The following is a 14035-nucleotide window of genomic DNA, read 5'->3' as shown; positions in this document are numbered from 1 at the left end:
GGAGCGGCGTCATTCTTGACTGAGGTAGTCAGAAGCGCGGCCTCAAACACAGCCGTCGTCCCGGCGAAAGCCGGGACCCATAACCACGAATGCTGGTGGCGCGAAGATTCCCACTCCGAGTCTTCGCAAAACCACTTCCTGTGGGTATGGGTCCCGGATCAGCGCTCCGCTTCGCTGCGCTTGTCCGGGACGACGACAAAACTATTCGGCTGCACCTCACGCCGGCGGATTAACGTCCACAGCCCCACGCCCGAGATCGCGCTCGCGCAGATAGATGTAGAACCCCGCAGCGATGATGATGGCGGCACCGACGAGGGTGGCGAGCTGCGGCACGTCGCCGAACACCACGAAGCCGAAGATCACGGCCCAGACGATCATCGAATATTGATAGGGCACCACGACGCTGGCCGGCGCGAGCTTGAGCGAGCGGTTGACGCAGAACAGCGCCGTGACCGAGACACATCCCGCCAGCGCGAAGATCACGAGGCTGCCGGGGCTCGGCGGCACCCAGTGGAACGCCGACAGCACGGCGCCGAGCAGGAACGTTCCGACGAATTGCGAGGACGCCATCACGATGTCGGGCGTCTTGCGCAGGCTGCGCGTGATCAGCATCAGCGTTGCAAACGACAGGCTGCCGCCGAGCGCGATCAGCGCCGGCAGGCTGACCGTCTGCGCCGACGGCCGCAGTGCAATCAGCACGCCGCAGAAGCCGATCAGGATCGCGGTCCAGCGCCGCCAGCCGACGCGCTCCCCAAGAAAGACCGCCGACATTGCGGTGACGAAGATGGGGCCCGCGAGATAATAGGTGATGACGTCGGCGAGCGGCAGATAGACGGTCGCAAGGAAGAACGCGGCGACTTCCAGCGTCGACAGCGTGACGCGAAACAGCTGCAGCCACGGGCGCTCCAGGTGCAGGAAATCATGACGCTGCCGCCAGATCATCGGCGACAGCAGCAGCAGCGCCGCGCAGGCGCGCAGGAACAGAAGCTGGCCCACCGAATAAGTCCCGACCAGGAACTTGCCCATGGCATCGCCGAACGAGAACATGAAGATCGACAGCAGCATCAGCCCAATGCCGGCCAGTCGCGCCGAGCGCTCGTCATAGGCGGAGAGGGTTTTGAACAGGGGCATGAACAAGTCTGAGTGAGAGAGATCGTCATTGCGAGCCAACGGGTCCGCGCAAAGCGCGGCCCGATGACAGGCTCCGCGAAGCAATCCAGTCTGTCATCGCGAAAACAGTCTGGATTGCTTCGTCGCAAGGGCTCCTCGCAATGACGGGCGGAGGGAGCGTCAGGAACCGGCGACAAGACTCGCTTGTGACTGTTTTAATGACGTGAGCAACAGCGACAAGCCCGCCACCTCAAATTGAGCGGATTGTCGCACTCCCCTGATCCGCCGGCGGCCGACGGATTAAGGCAAAAATCGCAAAGATTGGGCCGATTCGCGGGCCAATTCGGGTTGCCGCGCGGGACCGGCTGGCCTACCTATGGCCCATGAAATTCCTTGACGAAGCAAAGGTCTATATCCGCTCCGGTGACGGCGGAAACGGCTGCGTGGCGTTCCGCCGCGAGAAGTTCATCGAATTCGGCGGTCCTTCCGGCGGCAATGGCGGCCGCGGCGGCAATGTCGTCATCGAGGTCGCCGACGGGCTGAACACGCTGATCGACTATCGCTACCAACAGCACTTCAAGGCCCAGAAGGGCGAAAACGGCAGCGGCTCGGACCGCCACGGCGCCAACGGCAAGAACATCGTGCTGAAGGTCCCCGTGGGCACGCAGATCTACGACGAAGACCGCGAGACGCTGATCCACGACTTCACCAATGTCGGCGAGAAGTTCGTGCTCGCCGAGGGCGGCAATGGCGGCTTCGGCAATGCGCATTTCAAGACCTCGACCAACCGCGCGCCGCGCAACGCCAATCCCGGCCAGGTGGGCGAGGAACGCTGGATCTGGCTGCGGCTGAAGCTGATCGCGGACGCCGGCCTGGTCGGCCTGCCCAACGCCGGCAAGTCGACCTTCCTTTCCAAAGTCAGCGCGGCCAAGCCGAAGATCGCCGACTATCCCTTCACGACGCTGCATCCGCAGCTCGGCGTCGTGAACTCCGACGGCCGCGAATTCGTGCTGGCCGACATTCCCGGGCTGATCGAGGGCGCGCATGAAGGCGCGGGCCTCGGCGATCGTTTTCTCGGCCATGTCGAGCGCTGCCGTGTGCTGCTGCATCTCGTCGATGCGACCTGCGAACATGCCGGCAAGGCTTACAAGACCGTGCGTACGGAACTCGATGCCTATGGCGGCCTGCTCACCGACAAGATCGAGATCGTGGCGCTGAACAAGATCGACGCGGTCGAGCCGGACGAGCTGAAGAAGCAGAAGGACCGGCTGAAGCGCGCCGCCAAGAAGACGCCGCTGCTGCTCGCCGGCGCCACCGGCCAGGGCGTCCAGGAAGCGCTGCGCGCACTCGTCGAGGTGATCGGCGAGAACCCCGTATCCGCCAAGGCGAAGAGCGCGGCTGAAGCGGAGCCCTGGTCGGCCTAAAGAGAAGCAACGGCACTCTCTCTCCAGAGTCGTCCCGGCGAAGGCCGGGACCCATAACCCCAGGACGTAGTTTGGCGAAGACTGGTCGGTCGGTACTACGACCACCCGCAACCGACAGATCACGCGGTATGGGTCCCGGCCTTCGCCGGGACGACGCTGGAATGTTGGGCGGCGGGCACGCCCGTCACTAGCAGGTTGCTATCGCGCCATCGATCGCGCAGCATCACACAATCAAGAAACGGCAGGGATGACGCATGGCGCGCGCGAAGAACGTTCTCTGGATCATGTGCGACCAGCTCCGCTACGACTATCTCGGCTGCACCGGCCATCCCACGCTGAAGACGCCCAACATCGACGCCATGGCGAAGCGCGGCGTGCTCTTCACCAAGGCTTACGTGCAGTCGCCGATCTGCGGGCCGTCGCGGATGTCGTTCTACACCGGCCGCTACATGCGCTCGCACGGCTCGCACTGGAACGGCTGGCCGCTGCGGGTCGGCGAACCCACGCTCGGCGATCACCTGAAGTCAATCGGCGTGCGCAACGTGCTGGTCGGCAAGACGCACATGGCGCCCGACCTCGAGGGCATGAAGCGGCTCGGCATCCCACCGGAATCCCTCATCGGCGTGCATGTCGCCGAATGCGGCTTCGAGCCTTATGAGCGTGACGACGGCCTGCATCCGACCGGACGGCCGCGTCCGAAATACGACGACTATCTGCGCCAGCAAGGTTTCGAGGCGACGAACCCCTGGGAGCACTGGGCCAATTCCGGCGCCGCCGACGACGGCAGCTTGCAGAACGGCTGGTTGCTGACGCATGCCGACAAGGCCGCACGCGTGCCGGAAGAACACTCCGAGACGCCTTACATGACGCGGCGCGCGATGGACTTCATCGCCGAGGCCGAGACCGACGGCAAGCCATGGTGCCTGCATCTGTCCTACATCAAACCGCACTGGCCCTATATCGCGCCCGAGCCCTATGCCAGCATGTATTCGACATCGGACATGCTGCCGGTGATGCGCTCCGAGCGCGAGCGGCAAAATCCGCATCCGGTGTTCGGCGCCTATATGGACATGCGCTACTCCCGCAACATGGCGCGCGACGATGCCCGGGAGAAAGTGATCCCGACCTATATGGGCCTGATCACCCAGATCGACGACCAGATGGGCGTGCTGATGAAGTTTCTAAGGGAGCACGCCCTCCTGGAAACCACCATGATCGTGTTCACCTCTGATCATGGCGACTATCTCGGCGATCACTGGATGGGCGAGAAGGACCTGTTCCACGAACAGTCGGCGAAGATCCCGCTGATCGTCATCGATCCATCGACGGACGCGGATGCGACGCGCGGCACGCGATGCGACGCACTGGTCGAAGGCATCGATCTCGCGCCGACTTTCGTCGATTATTTCGGCGGCAAGGTGCCGGGACACATCCTCGAAGGACGCTCGCTGCTGCCGCTGCTGCGCGGGCCGACGCCGTCCGACTGGCGCAAGGTGGCATTCTCCGAATACGACTACGCCATGCAGGACGTCCGGCTGAAATTGAATCAGCCGATCGAGCGCTGCCGCCTGTTCATGGTGTTCGACGGCCGCTGGAAGTACATCCACGCCTCGGGCTTCCGTCCGATGCTGTATGATCTCGAGACCGATCCGGAAGAGTTTTTGGATCGCGGCGACGACCCTGATTGCGCAGGCATCATCGCGCGGTTGCAGGCCGAGCTGTTCGACTGGGCGCTGCATCCAAACGACCACATCACCACGCCTCGCGAGAAGATCGCGAACTATGCGGATAACCAGCTCCAGATGAAGGGCGGGATTTTGATCGGCGTGTGGGATGAAGCCGAGCTAGCGTCGATCAAGGACGGCATGGCGCAGCGCGCGAAGATGTAGACCCTCATGGTGAGGAGGCGCGTAAGCGCCGACTCGAACCATGCAGGCCCGGCTCTCGCACCTCGACCTGCATCCTTCGAGACGCGCGCCAGGAGCGCGCTCCTCAGGACGAGAGGATGGAGTGAGTCGCGAGGCTCTCTCGGCTCGTCATGCCCGGGCTCGTCCCGGGCATCCACGTCTCGCCTCAATCGCGGATGCGCGTGGATGGCCGAGACAGGCCCGACCCTGACGACGGCCTGTGTGGCGCCATCGGAGACTAATTCTCGATCTTGTACCCCGTCGCGCCGAACGACGTCTTGTCCGGGTGCGCCTTCAGCCAGGCCGCGAACGATTTGAAATCCGGCGGTGGCGCCGTTTACCCCCTGACCGCCTTGCGCCGGCCATCGTCCTGCTGCAAAAGCAGGCTTCACCGGCGCCGCCCTTCGCTCCGCCGTTTCCTAGTGCAGAGCAACTCGACCCCCGCGCCATGGCCAGCCCCGAACTCAGTCAATTCCGCCGCATCGTGGTCAAGGTCGGCTCCGCGCTGCTGGTCGATTCCGACAGGGGCGAGGTGCGTGCATCCTGGCTGGCCGCGCTCGCCGACGACATGGCCAAGCTGCACCACGAGGGTCGCGACGTCCTCGTGGTCTCCTCAGGCTCGATTGCGCTCGGCCGCAGCCGGCTCAAGCTGCCGCGCGGCCCGCTGAAGCTTGAGGAGAGCCAGGCCGCCGCCGCCGTCGGTCAGATCGCGCTGGCGCGGATCTGGTCGGAGGTGCTCGGGGCGCACGGCATCGGCGCCGGCCAGATTCTGGTGACGCTCCAGGATACCGAAGAGCGCCGCCGCTATCTCAATGCGCGCTCGACCATCGGCAAGCTGCTGGAATGGCGCGCGATCCCCGTGATCAACGAGAACGATACCGTCGCCACCAACGAGATCCGCTACGGCGACAATGACCGCCTCGCCGCGCGCGTCGCCACCATGGCGAGCGCCGACCTCTTGGTGCTGCTGTCCGACATCGACGGGCTCTACGACGCCCCGCCGAAGACCAATCCGAACGCCAAGCTCATACCCGTGGTCGATAGCATCTCCTCGGAGATCGAGGCTGTGGCGGGCGATGCCGAGTCCGAACTGTCGCGCGGCGGCATGCGCACCAAGGTCGAGGCCGCCAAGATCGCCACGACAGGCGGCACGCATATGCTGATTGCGTCCGGCAAGATCGAGCACCCCCTGCAGGCAATCGCCGACGGCGGCCGCTGCACCTGGTTCCTGACGCCGGCCAACCCCATCACCTCGCGAAAGCGCTGGATCGCGGGCTCGCTGGAGCCGAAGGGCACGCTGACGATCGATGCCGGCGCGGTCACAGCGCTACGCGCGGGTGCCAGCCTGCTGCCGGCGGGCGTCATCAAGGTCGAGGGCCAGTTCGCCCGCGGCGATGCCGTGATCGTGCGCGGCCCCGACACCAGCGAGATCGGCCGCGGCCTGATCGCCTACGACGCCGAGGATGCCGAACGGATCAAGGGCCGCTCCTCCCCCGATGTGATGGCGATCCTCGGCATCAGAGGCCGCGCCGAGATAATCCACCGCGACGATCTGGTGGTGGGCGGGTAGGGCCGAGCCGGCGCTCGGCTATTGCATGTCGTCGGGATCGATGTCCTGCCGGCCGTGCATCACCCGAATGATCTCGACGCCGTCGGGCAACGGAAAATAGAAGATCACGTAGTTGCCGGCTGGAAAGCTGCGGAGGCCCGCACGCAATTCCCGTCGCTCCCGTCCGGCCAGTGGGTTGTCCACGAGCATTTCGAAAATCTCGCCGATGCGCGCCATCTGGTGGTCGGCGGCACGAACGCTGTCCGCAGCGATGAAGTCCCAGATCGAATCGAGATCGTGGTCTGCTTGTGGGGCTTTGCGAAATCTATTCGCCACGTTTGCGCGCGGCTAACCGTTGCCGTCCCCGCGCTCTGATGTCGTTCATCCAATCGTGGAGATCGACCTCCTCCATTGGCCCGCTGTCAACGCCCTTCTGGATTTCGGCCCGCAGCGCTTCCAGCTTGGCCTTGCGTCGCTCTTCGCGCTCCTCGATCAGGCGAAGACCCTCGCGCATCACCTCGCTCGCAGTGGCATATCGGCCGCTCTCGACTAGGTTGTCGATCAGGTCCTCGAAATGCTTGCCAATGCTGTAGCTGCTCGCCATGGAAAAGGCTCCGTTATCAGTATATGATATTTATTGATATTCGGGCCGCCCGCAAGGATTCGTCTGGCCTCCGGTACAACGAGGCCATTGGCCGACCCGCCGGCGCGAACCGGGCCCCGGCCATGCTCTCGCCGGCCTTCGCAATTACCGGATTTCCGTGCTAGGACACCGCCTTAGCAGAAGGTTCAAACCGCTATGGCCGCTCCCCTCAAAGCCCTCGACGGCAATGCCGATCTCCAGGCGCTGATGACCGATCTTGGCACCCGTGCTCGTGCTGCGGCGCGGGTGCTGGCGCTGGCGCCGCCGGAGCAGAAGGACCGGGCGATCGAGGCCATGGAGCGGGCGATCCGCAACAATGCATCCGGCATTCTCGCCGCCAATGCCGAGGACGTCGCTGAGGCCCGCGCATCCGGCGGCGCCACCTCCGCCTTCATCGACCGCCTGACACTGACGCCCGCGCGCGTCGAGGCAACGGCCGAAGGCATCGGCATCGTGCGCGGCATTGCCGATCCGATCGGAATCGTCACCGAGAGCTGGCAGCGGCCGAACGGCATGACCATCGAACGCGTGCGTGTGCCGCTCGGCGTCGTCGGCGTGATCTTCGAGAGCCGGCCCAACGTTGCGGCCGACGCCGGCGTGCTGTGCCTGAAGGCGGGCAATGCCGTGATCCTGCGCGGCGGCTCCGACAGTTTCCGCTCCTGCCGCGCGATCCATCAATGCCTGGTGCAAGGCCTGCGCGAAGCGGGGCTGCCGGAAGCTGCAATCACACTGGTGCCGACGCGCGACCGCACGGCGGTCGGCATGATGCTGTCCGGACTGAATGGCGCCATCGACGTGATCGTGCCGCGCGGGGGAAAAAGCCTCGTCGCCCGGGTCGAGGCTGAAGCGCGCGTGCCGGTGTTCGCGCATCTCGAAGGCATCAACCACGTCTATATCGACGGCAGCGCCGACCTTACCATGGCGAAATCGATCGTCCTCAACGCCAAGATGCGCCGCACCGGCGTCTGCGGCGCGGCCGAGACGCTGCTGGTCGACCGCGCCGGCGCCGCAAAGAGCCTGAAGCCACTGATCGAGATGCTGATCGAAGCCGGCTGCGAAGTGCGCGGCGACGAAACGGTGCAAGGAACGGATGCGCGCGTGAAACCCGCGAGCAAGGACGATTGGGACACCGAATACCTCGATGCGATCATCGCGGCAAAGGTGGTCGACGGCGTCGACGGCGCGATCGCGCACATCCAGAACCACGGCTCGCACCACACCGATGCCATCGTGAGCCAGGATGAGGCCGCCGCGAAGAAATTTCTGAGCGAGGTCGATTCCGCGATCGTGCTGCACAACGCCTCGACGCAGTTCGCCGATGGCGGCGAGTTCGGCTTCGGCGCCGAGATCGGCATCGCCACCGGCCGATTCCACGCTCGCGGCCCGGTCGGGGCCGAGCAGTTGACGAGCTTCAAATATCGCGTCCACGGCACAGGGCAGACGCGGCCGTAACGTCGCAAGGCGCGGGGCATTGAGCAACGATTTCGTCGCGCCACGCTTCGTGGCGCAGGCCATACCACCCTACACCCAGGGCATGCGCATCGGCTTGCTCGGCGGCTCGTTCAATCCGCCGCATCAGGCTCATCGCGCCATCAGTCAGTTCGCGCTGAAGCGCCTTCAGCTCGACCGCGTGTGGTGGCTGGTGACGCCGGGCAATCCGCTCAAGGAAAACGGCTCGCTGCATGAGCTCGGCGCGCGCATGCAGGCGGCGCGCGACGTCGCTGGCGATCCCAGGATCGAGGTGAGCTGTCTCGAATCCGTCATCCGTACGCGCTACACTATCGACACGATCAACACCTTGCGCCGCCGCCTCCCCGGCCTGCGCTTTGTCTGGATCATGGGCGCCGACAATCTCGCTCAATTCCACCGTTGGCAGGACTGGCGCCGGATCGCCGGCCAGGTGCCGATTGCAATCATCGATCGCCCGCCACAGAGTTTTCGCGCCCTTGCCTCGCCCGCCGCCCAGGCGCTCGCGCGCTATCGCCTGCCCGAGAGGGAGGCGGCGCTGCTTGCGGACCGGCCAGCGCCGGCCTGGGTCTTCCTGACAGGATTGAAGCTGAATCTGTCCTCGACCGGCCTGCGGAACCCGGACGGGAGCTGGAAAGGTACGAAGTGAGACGGACTTATGCGGACGGAGTATGGGGCTTTGGGCTCTCTGGCATATTGAAACCCTTAACCCCACATGATGTAGTGTAACCAGTGAGCGCCGGATTCGGCCCTCGCGATACAGTGAAAGGAATGGTCCCTGACCACGTCTGTATTGTCCAAGTCTGTTTTACCCAAGGTAGCTAAACCGGCGCGTAAAACATCGACCAAAGCTGCGGCCTTGAAGGCGCAACCCGACGCCGACAAGACGCTGAACCTGATCCTCTCCCGCCTCGACGATATGAAGGCGGAAGAGACGGTCACCATCGACCTTCGCGGCAAATCGGCGTATTCCGACTACATGATCGTCACCACGGGCCGGGCCAACCGGCACGTTGGCGCGATCGCGGAGAACGTCACGAAGAGCCTCAAGGAAACCGGCATCAAGACCATCCATGTCGAGGGCTTGCCCAATTGCGACTGGGTGCTGATTGATTCCGGCGATGTGATCGTGCACGTGTTCAGACCCGAGGTCCGTGAGTTCTACAATCTTGAGAGATTGTATACGCAGGGCCCAGGGGCGGCGAAGGCGATCTAGACTTAGAGAGCCGATTTCGAATCGGCTGGCGCGCATGCTAGCGTCGTGCGCGCGCATGATGTGCGCGGTCTGGAAAACGCGACCCTGAAGACGTGGTCCTAGAGACGTCATGCGTGTTGCCGTCATTGCGGTGGGCCGGCTGAAGCAGGGCCCCGAGCGTGAGCTTGCCGATCGCTATTTCGCGCGGTTCGACGAGGTCGGCCGCAAACTTGGATTCCGCGAGCTCACTGTCCATGAAATTCCCGAGAGCCGGGCGCGCGACGCCGCGACCCGCATGGCCGAGGAAGCCGCGGCGATCGGCGCGCATGTTCCCGACAAGTCGGTCCTGGTGGCGCTGGACGAGCGCGGACAAAGTCTGGATTCCACCGTATTCGCACGGAATCTCGGCCGCTGGCGCGACGAGGGCGCCGGACATACTATCTTCGTGATCGGAGGGGCGGACGGACTTTCGCCCGAATTGCGCCGTAAGGCCAAGCTCGCGATCGCGTTCGGCTCTGCGACCTGGCCGCACCAAATGGTTCGCATCATGCTTCTGGAACAGCTTTATCGGGCCGCAACCATCCTGGCCGGCCATCCCTATCATCGCGCGTGATGCGCGCCACACGAGCACCTTTGCCGAAACGATGCGAGCGCCGATTCTCAACCTGTTGCTGATCGCAATGCTCGCCGGCGCAAGCCTCGCGCAAGCTCAGACGGCAGCGCCGGCACCGCAGACCGCGGCGATCTCGCCTGACGCGATCAAGCAGCGCGAGCAGGAGCTGGAAGCCGCTCGCGCAAGGCAGAAGAGTGCGGAGGAAGCCCAGGCCAAGCTCAAGGCCGAGATCACCTCGCTCGGTCAGGACCGCACCCAGCTCAATCAGCAGTTGATCGATACCGCGGCGAACGTGCGCGCCGTCGAGACCAAGATCGACGAAGCCGAAGCGCGGCTGCGCACGCTGAACGGCCGCGAGCAGGCGATGCGCAGCTCGCTCGATTCGCGCCGCGCCGACATCGTCGAGGTGCTGGCGGCCTTGCAGCGCGCCGGCCGGCGATCGCCGCCTGCACTACTGGTGCGGCCGGAAGATGCGCTGCAATCGCTGCGCACCGCCATGTTGCTCGGCGCCGTGGTGCCGGAATTGCGCACCCGTGCCGAGAAGATCGCAGGCGAGCTCGGCGAGCTCGTGGCCTTGCGCAAGAGCATCGCCACCGAGCGCGACCAGCTCGCCGCCGATCGCGACAAGGTCCGCAATGACCAGACCCGGCTCACCGCCCTGGTCGACGAGCGGCAGCGCCAACAGGCGTCGCGCGAAAAGGACCTCGACGCCGAGAATTCGCGCGCGATCGCGCTATCCCGGCAAGTCGGCGATCTCCAAGGATTGATCGCCAAGATGGAGCAGGACCTGCAAAGCGCTGCCAAGGCTGCTGAGAAGGCGGCCGAGGCCGCAAAGCAGGCCGAGGCAACGGCGGCAGCCAACGCCAGCGCCAAGCCCGGCCCGGGCGCTTTCAAGGACCGATCCCGGACCACCCCGGCAATCGCTTTCGCGTCGGCCAAGGGCCTCCTGCCTCTTCCGGTTAACGGTAACAAGATCAGGGATTTTGGCGGTTCCGACGGCGTCGGCGGGGTCCAGAAGGGCATTTCCCTGGCGAGTCGGTCTGGCGCCCAGGTCACGACGCCGTGTGATGGCTGGGTGGTCTATGCCGGCCCGTTCCGCAGCTATGGACAACTCTTGATCCTCAATGCCGGTGGCGGGTATCATGTCTTAATCGCCGGGATGGAGCGCATTTCGGTAAACATCGGCCAGTTTGTGCTCACGGGGGAGCCGGTCGCGACCATGGGGTCGACTTCTCAAGTCGCCTCCATTCTCGCCACGAACGCGAGTCAACCTGTGCTCTATGTCGAGTTCCGCAAAGACGGCACTCCAATCGATCCAGGCCCATGGTGGGCCGCAAATGAAGGCGAGAAGGTTCGCGGATGATGCGCAAGACTTCAGTTATCCTCCTCAGCGCGGCCACCGGTGCGGCGCTGACGCTGTTCGTGACCCAGCCGCGCGCGGTGTTCATGGGTTCGAGCGCACGGGCCGCCACCGCGGACACCTATCGCCAGCTCAATCTGTTCGGCGACGTGTTCGAGCGCGTGCGCTCCGATTATGTCGAGAAGCCCGATGACACCAAGCTGATCGAATCAGCCATCAGCGGCATGCTCACCGGTCTCGACCCGCATTCGAGCTACATGGACGCCAAGAGCTTCCGTGACATGCAGGTGCAGACCCGCGGCGAGTTCGGCGGCCTCGGCATCGAGGTCACGATGGAAGACGGCCTGATCAAAGTCGTGTCGCCGATCGACGACACGCCGGCCTCGCGCGCCGGCATCATGGCCAACGACATCATCACCAATCTCGACGAAGAAGCCGTGCAGGGCCTGACCCTGAACCAGGCGGTCGAGAAGATGCGCGGTCCGGTCAACACCAAGATCAAGCTCAAGATCATCCGCAAGGGCCAGGACAATCCGATCGACGTCACGCTGGTGCGCGACAATATCCGCGTCCGCTCGGTGCGCGCGCGCATCGAAGCCGACGACATCGGCTATATCCGTATCACCACCTTCAACGAGCAGACCACCGAAGGCCTGAAACGTGAGGTCGCCAGCCTTTCGAACCAGATCGGCGACAAGCTCAAGGGCTACATCATCGACCTGCGCAACAATCCGGGCGGCCTGCTCGAGGAAGCGGTCACCGTCTCCGACTCCTTCCTGGAAAAGGGCGAGATCGTGTCGACCCGCGGCCGCAATGCCGAGGAGACCCAGCGCCGCACCGCCCATGCGGGCGACCTCACCAAGGGCAAGCCGGTCATCGTACTGGTCAACGGCGGCTCGGCCTCGGCGTCGGAAATCGTCGCGGGCGCGCTCCAGGACCACAAGCGTGCGACCATCGTCGGCACGCGTTCGTTCGGCAAGGGCTCGGTGCAGACCATCATTCCGCTCGGCTCGGGCAACGGCGCGCTGCGGCTGACCACGGCGCGCTACTACACGCCGTCGGGCAAGTCGATCCAGGCCAAGGGCATCGTGCCCGACATCGAGGTGCTCCAGGACGTGCCGGACGAGCTGAAGTCGCGCACCGACACCAAGGGCGAGGCTTCGCTGCGCGGCCATCTCAAGAACGACGGCGACGAGAAGACCGGCTCGCAGTCTTACATCCCGCCGGACGCCAAGGACGACAAGGCCCTGAAGATGGCCGACGACCTGCTTCACGGCATCAAGAACAGCGCCTCCGCAGCGCCGACGCCGGGCAGCGACAACAAGGGCGCGACCGACAAGCCCAAAGCGGCAAACTAAGTCGTCGCATCACGCGATCTCTCGAAAAGGGCGGCTCCTGGAGCCGCCCTTTTTGCTTGCAGCGCCTGCCAACTCTTGCCGCCCCCGGCCTATCCCGGCCTGCCGCCCCTTGACCTCGGCGTGGTATCGTCGGCACCAGTGATTCGGGATCGCGCATGACTGAAACGGCCGATGATCTGAGCGCCCCGCTCGGACAGGACAAGCCGCGCCGGAAACGCCGGCTGCGGCTGCCGTTCACGGCCATGCAGATGCTGGCCGTGCTGCTCGGCCTGTTCCTGGTCACCTTTGCCGGCTTCGCCATCTTCAACAAGGACCCGCTCGGCGGCGAGCCGATGACCCGGCTCGCGATCGGCGAGCCCAAAGCGACGGACAAGGCCACGGAGCAGAAGCCAGCCGCTTCCGACCATGGCCAGGAAGGCAAGCAGGAGACCAAGGAGGCGCCGAAACCGGCCGCCTCCGGCGAGCACAAGACCGTCACCATCATCGACGGCTCCTCCGGTGCACGCCACGACGTGGTGATCGGCGGCGACGCCGCCGACAAGAGCGAGGCGGCCTCCATGGCACCGCCCGTCATGACGGGGGTCGACCAGAAGCTGCTCGAGAAGTCGCGCTACGGGATGATTCCCGTGGTCGCGGGCGGGCTGAAGCCGTTCACCGTCTATGCCGCAGACGCCGACCGCGCCAAGACCGCCAAGATGCCGGTGGTCGCGATCGTGATCGGTGGCCTCGGCGTCGGCGCCGCCAAGACCACCGACGCAATCATGAAGCTGCCGCCCGCGGTGACGCTGGCCTTCACGCCCTACGGCTCCGATCCCGGAAAGCTCGCCGAGCGGGCTCGCGCCCAGCGCCACGAGATCTTCCTCCAGATCCCGATGGAGCCCTACGACTTCCCCGACAACGATCCGGGGCCGCAAACGCTGCTGACGTCGCTGAGCGCCGACCAGAACATGGACCGCCTGTACTGGCATCTGAGCCGGATGCAGGGCTACGCCGGCATCACCAATTTCATGGGCGCCCGCTTCGTGGCGACGGAGACGGCGATGCAGCCGATCATCCGCGAGGCGGCCAAGCGCGGGCTTGGCTTCTTCGACGACGGCTCCTCGCCGCGCAGCATCGCGCCCCAGGCCGCCGCGAGCCTGGCGATGCCGTTCGGCAAGGGCGACATCGCGATCGACGTCGTGCCGACCCCGGCCGAGATCGACCGCGCCCTGAACAAGCTCGAGGCAGCGGCCCGCGAGCGCGGCGTGGCGGTCGGAACCGCCTCCGCCCTGCCGGTCTCGATCGAGCGGATCGGCACCTGGACCAAGACATTGAGCGACCGGGGCATCCTTTTGGTGCCATTGACAACCGCGATGCTGAAATCAAAATCCAGCTAAATCAACGGATTGGTATGGTACGGGTCCTGCGGG

Annotated in this window: 13 protein-coding genes; 10 read left to right on the top strand and 3 right to left on the bottom strand. The window is 64.9% G+C overall.

Annotated features, from left to right (window positions below):
* Window positions 1–216: 216 nt before the first annotated feature.
* On the bottom strand, window positions 217–1131 hold the full coding sequence (locus FXV83_RS11425) for a DMT family transporter (protein ID WP_148739279.1): 915 nt from the start codon (window positions 1129–1131) through the stop codon (window positions 217–219).
* Between the two features lie 362 nt (window positions 1132–1493).
* Between FXV83_RS11425 and obgE the strand changes: the two genes are divergently transcribed.
* From obgE to proB, 3 genes are all read left to right on the top strand, one after another.
* Window positions 1494–2534 (top strand): GTPase ObgE, encoded by a 1041-nt coding sequence (gene obgE, locus FXV83_RS11420; protein WP_148739278.1) that lies wholly within the window; start codon window positions 1494–1496, stop codon window positions 2532–2534.
* Between the two features lie 254 nt (window positions 2535–2788).
* Entirely contained in the window at window positions 2789–4423 is a 1635-nt protein-coding gene (locus FXV83_RS11415; RefSeq protein WP_148739277.1) for an alkaline phosphatase family protein, read from the top strand.
* Window positions 4424–4889: 466 nt separating this feature from the next.
* Window positions 4890–6011, top strand: a complete 1122-nt coding sequence (gene proB, locus FXV83_RS11405; RefSeq protein ID WP_148739275.1) for a glutamate 5-kinase — start codon at window positions 4890–4892, stop codon at window positions 6009–6011.
* A gap of 18 nt (window positions 6012–6029) precedes the next feature.
* Here proB and FXV83_RS11400 read toward each other — a convergent pair whose 3' ends face one another.
* Together FXV83_RS11400 and FXV83_RS11395 are read right to left on the bottom strand one after the other, a co-directional pair.
* A complete protein-coding gene (locus FXV83_RS11400) occupies window positions 6030–6326 on the bottom strand; it encodes a type II toxin-antitoxin system RelE/ParE family toxin (protein ID WP_148739274.1) in 297 nt (98 codons plus the stop codon).
* Window positions 6316–6594: a type II toxin-antitoxin system ParD family antitoxin gene (locus FXV83_RS11395; protein ID WP_148739273.1), complete on the bottom strand. Its 279-nt coding sequence runs from the start codon at window positions 6592–6594 to the stop codon at window positions 6316–6318. Before FXV83_RS11395 ends, FXV83_RS11400 begins: the two co-directional genes overlap by 11 nt.
* A 195-nt stretch (window positions 6595–6789) precedes the next feature.
* On the opposite strand from FXV83_RS11395, the gene FXV83_RS11390 reads away from it, so the two are divergent.
* From FXV83_RS11390 to FXV83_RS11360, 7 genes are all read left to right on the top strand, one after another.
* Complete coding sequence (locus tag FXV83_RS11390; RefSeq protein ID WP_148739272.1) at window positions 6790–8085, top strand: glutamate-5-semialdehyde dehydrogenase; 1296 nt, start codon at window positions 6790–6792, stop codon at window positions 8083–8085.
* A 19-nt stretch (window positions 8086–8104) separates the two neighbouring features.
* Window positions 8105–8749: a nicotinate-nucleotide adenylyltransferase gene (locus tag FXV83_RS11385; protein ID WP_148739271.1), complete on the top strand. Its 645-nt coding sequence runs from the start codon at window positions 8105–8107 to the stop codon at window positions 8747–8749.
* A 210-nt stretch (window positions 8750–8959) separates the two neighbouring features.
* The gene (gene rsfS, locus FXV83_RS11380; RefSeq protein WP_148739270.1) at window positions 8960–9316 is read left to right on the top strand and encodes a ribosome silencing factor; all 357 of its coding nucleotides are present in this window, start codon (window positions 8960–8962) and stop codon (window positions 9314–9316) included.
* 109 nt (window positions 9317–9425) lie between these two features.
* Complete coding sequence (gene rlmH, locus FXV83_RS11375; protein ID WP_148739269.1) at window positions 9426–9908, top strand: 23S rRNA (pseudouridine(1915)-N(3))-methyltransferase RlmH; 483 nt, start codon at window positions 9426–9428, stop codon at window positions 9906–9908.
* A 31-nt stretch (window positions 9909–9939) separates the two neighbouring features.
* Window positions 9940–11271, top strand: a complete 1332-nt coding sequence (locus tag FXV83_RS11370; RefSeq protein ID WP_148739268.1) for a murein hydrolase activator EnvC family protein — start codon at window positions 9940–9942, stop codon at window positions 11269–11271.
* Window positions 11268–12626: a S41 family peptidase gene (locus tag FXV83_RS11365; RefSeq protein ID WP_148739267.1), complete on the top strand. Its 1359-nt coding sequence runs from the start codon at window positions 11268–11270 to the stop codon at window positions 12624–12626. Before FXV83_RS11370 ends, FXV83_RS11365 begins: the two co-directional genes overlap by 4 nt.
* A 155-nt stretch (window positions 12627–12781) precedes the next feature.
* Complete coding sequence (locus tag FXV83_RS11360) at window positions 12782–14002, top strand: divergent polysaccharide deacetylase family protein (RefSeq protein ID WP_148739266.1); 1221 nt, start codon at window positions 12782–12784, stop codon at window positions 14000–14002.
* The last annotated feature ends 33 nt before the right edge of the window (window positions 14003–14035 follow it).

It is taken from the genome of Bradyrhizobium hipponense (assembly GCF_008123965.1).
In the GTDB taxonomy this organism is placed as follows: Bacteria; Pseudomonadota; Alphaproteobacteria; order Rhizobiales; family Xanthobacteraceae; genus Bradyrhizobium; species Bradyrhizobium hipponense.
Note: the sequence above shows the minus strand (reverse complement) of the source record. Positions and strands in the feature narration are given on the sequence as shown.